We start from the raw sequence: 3,337 nt of genomic DNA on the forward strand, positions 1-3,337 counted from the left end.
CCCCGCTTTTTCTCCTCTTGTGTCTCCCCACACTGACCCGCCCCGCCCCACGTCCCAGCCCGCGGGGGCGGCCCCCGGCCGGGGGCAGCCGCGCAGGGGGGCCGGGCCCGGTTACGGGCCCGGCCCCTCGCTGGCAGTTGCCCCGCGGGACTGTGCCCGTCAGCGCGCCTTGTACGCGGCGGTGACCTCGACCTCGACCATCCAGCCCTTGACGGCCAGCGACGCGACCTCCATCGTGGCGCGTGCGGGACGGGCCTTGTTGGCGACCAGCGGTGCCTTGGGGGCGGAGGTGCCCATCGGGACCGGGACGACCTCCTTCGAGGTGAGGTCGATGTTGGCGAAGTACTGGCGGTACGCGCGGTTCCATCCCGCGTAGTCGGCGGTCTCGACGCCGGGCGGTTTCATCAGGTAGCACTTCATGGTGATGACGTCGGCCAGGGTCAGGCCCGCCGCTTCGAGGTTGGTCTTGATGTTGCGCAGGACGACCAGTGCCTGGGCCTCGGTGACCGTGACTCCCGTGGCGCCCTGAGTGAGGGCCGGGTCGGTGTAGAGCTCGGGTGAGCCGACCGGCGCGGACGGGTTGAGCGCGGTCGGGCCGAGGCCGCTGCTCTGGTAGATCGCTACCTCACCGCCGGTTGCCACTCCGGTGGCGATGGCCGGGTTGGACTGGCTCTCGGGCAGCATGACGCGGACCTCTTTGGGCCCGGGCCACCAGCCTTTGCCCTCGGCGAGCGCGGTGCCGCCGGTGAGGAGCGAGGCGGTCAGGGTTGTACCGATCACAACCTTCGTACGTCGCTTCATACGGCCATCACCCTTTCGTGGATGTCGGTCACCACTTTGCGGGCCGAGGTGAACGCGCCGTGCTGCCAGGCGATGACGTGGCTGAGCCAGTCGCCAGCGAAGTAGACGTGCCCGGCGGGCTGGTTGAGCAGCTTGTACTCGGGGCCGGTCTGCGAGGGCCAGCCCACCCAGCCGGCCTCGATATGAGGCGTGCGGTGCCAGGCCACGCTGAAGGAGTGGTCGAGTTCGGTGCGGTACTTGTCGCCGTGGATCTTCACGCCCCGGCTCACCGCCCGCGCAAGGCGCTGGGCGTGCGGCAGATCGCTGTACGCGACGGCGTTGGGCCCGAAGTTGTAGTAGCCGATGAGCGTGCCGCGGCGGCCCTGGTGGCCGTAGGAGGGGTACCAGATGGTGGCCAGGTCGGTGTCGGTCGGCGTGATGCCGCCGTATATGTGCTCGTCCGTCTCCCACCATCGGCTGCGGTACTCGAGCCCGATCTTGCCGACGGGGGTCGGGACGGCGTCCTTCAGCGCCGCGGTGATGTCGGTCCCCAGGTTGTGCTTGAGGCGGGCCATGACCATGGGCGGCATGGCCGCGACAACGAAGTCGGCGCGCTGGGTGCGGGTACGGCCGCCGACGCCCTTGTACGTGACCTCGGCACCGTCCGGCAGGTCCTTGACCTCCAGCACCTTGGCGCCATAGGTGATGCGGTTCTGGCCGATCGCCTTGGCCAGGGCGTACGGGATCGCGTCCATGCCGCCCACCGGCTGGAACATCAGCATGGCCTGGTCGTAGCCGAGTTCGAAGGCGAAGCGCTGCCCCACGCCGCTGGCGATGACGTCCGACAGCGTCGGCACCGGGCCAAGGACCGTGCCGTCCTCGAAGGCCGCGCCCGGCTCGACGGAGTAGCCTCGCCGGTCGGTGCCGGTGTAGGCGTATCCGTCGGCTTTGCCCTTGATAGCGCCGAAGCTCTGCAGAAACGCAATCAGTCCTTCCTTGTCCTGCGCGGTGAGCTGTGCGTCCAGGGCGCCCTGGTCGGTGGCCTTGGCGAGCAGCTCGGAGATGTAGCCGTAGACGTCGGCCTTCGCCGTGCGCCAGCGCATGGGCTTGCCCGCGAGGGCGGCACTGCTCTCGTGATAGATGTACGCGTTGGCGTTCTGATTGGTGAACACCTGCAGTTCGACGCCGAGTTCGCGGCAGTACTCGAGAGTGACGTGGGACTGCGGCAGCCGGGCCGGGCCCGCGTTCATGTACTGGCCCTTGGTGAACGACGCCGTCTGCGTACGCCCGTCGAGGTCGGTCAGCATCGTGCCGCCGCGGACCGTCCAGTTGCGGCCCCCGGGGCGGTCCTTCGCCTCCAGGATCCGGCAGTCGTAACCGGCTTTGCCCAGCTCGTACGCCGTCGCCAGGCCGGCTATGCCGCCGCCGAGCACGAGCACCTTCTTGCCGCCGCGCCCGGTGAGCGCGAAGTCGCTTCGCTGGGGCGCCCGGTACTCATCCGCCCGCACGTCTGGCACCGGGGCGAGCCCGAGTGCGCCCATCGCCGAGTACAGCACTCCGGCGCCCCCCGCGACGCCGACGGATCTCAGGAAGGCACGGCGGGATCCTGGGGACTGCTCTGCAGCCATCAATTCCTCCTCATCCGCACCCCGGGGCGCGCGCCGGCCGGGGAGCGGTCGTTCGATCAACCCGGTCACGTGGGGGGTGCGAGTTACTGAGGAGACCGGAGGTGCGCCATGAGCCTCCGCCGAGACTGTTACAACGCCATACCACTGACGTAACCGGTTTCGAGCCGTGAGCTACGAACCAGGAGGAAGGAGCGGGCGCGGTCCCGTCTTGGGTCGGGGGCAGCCCTCCCGCTGGGCAAGGGGGATTAGCCCCTGATCGTGGACACCCTGATCATTGGATCGTGATGATCCATAGGACAGGAGTTCCCGTTGGGGGACGTCGAAGTATTCGCCTGAGTTCCGGGCCGATGCCGTCGCGTTGTACCGGGTCACCCCGGGCGGGATGTACGCGTCGGTAGCCAAGGACCTGGGCGTCAACCACGACGGCGACTGCGTCCACCTCTGCTTCACCAGACGCTGGTGCCAGGCCAGCAGGGTGCGCGGTGAGACGATCCGGCGTTCGCGCAGGGCTTGGGGGATCAGCCGGGTCAGGACGGCGAGCAGCGCGCGGTCCGGCCAGTCGGGCTTGGGCGCGGTGACCTGTCGACGCAGGATCAGTATCTACGCGTTCTTGGCCGCAGAGGATCGAGACATCAGGAACAGCCACGCGAAGATCCGTGTGGCAATGAGGTAGGTAAGTCGCACCAGCATGAGGACTGATCATGCTGGAATCTGGCGGGTCAGGTTCGTTACCTCAGGTCAGGTCCGGTGAAGCCATTTTGGAGCGCTACGGGCGCTGCCGGCCGCGCCCAAGGCCGGAGGGGAACCTTGTGGGGGAAGGTTTTCCTTCTAAGGTCTGACGCGTAAATAGCAGCAGTTCAGGGTGGGTGGGGGCAGAGCTGGGTGCCCGGTGGCCGTTGCGGGCTGCCGGGTGTCCAGGGGGCCGGTCA

Annotated in this window: 3 protein-coding genes; 1 reads left to right on the forward strand and 2 read right to left on the reverse strand. The window is 68.5% G+C overall.

Annotated features, from left to right (window positions below):
- Window positions 1-159: 159 nt before the first annotated feature.
- A complete protein-coding gene (locus ACWDSL_RS52570; RefSeq protein WP_450496779.1) occupies window positions 160-801 on the reverse strand; it encodes a Rid family hydrolase in 642 nt (213 codons plus the stop codon).
- A complete protein-coding gene (locus ACWDSL_RS52575; RefSeq protein ID WP_450496780.1) occupies window positions 798-2,408 on the reverse strand; it encodes a flavin monoamine oxidase family protein in 1,611 nt (536 codons plus the stop codon). The genes ACWDSL_RS52570 and ACWDSL_RS52575 overlap by 4 nt, the downstream gene beginning before the upstream one ends.
- Window positions 2,409-2,766: 358 nt before the next feature.
- Between ACWDSL_RS52575 and ACWDSL_RS52580 the strand changes: the two genes are divergently transcribed.
- Window positions 2,767-3,081, forward strand: a complete 315-nt coding sequence (locus tag ACWDSL_RS52580) for a hypothetical protein (protein WP_450496782.1) — start codon at window positions 2,767-2,769, stop codon at window positions 3,079-3,081.
- Window positions 3,082-3,337: the final 256 nt, after the last annotated feature.

It is taken from the genome of Streptomyces sp. NPDC000941 (assembly GCF_053599555.1).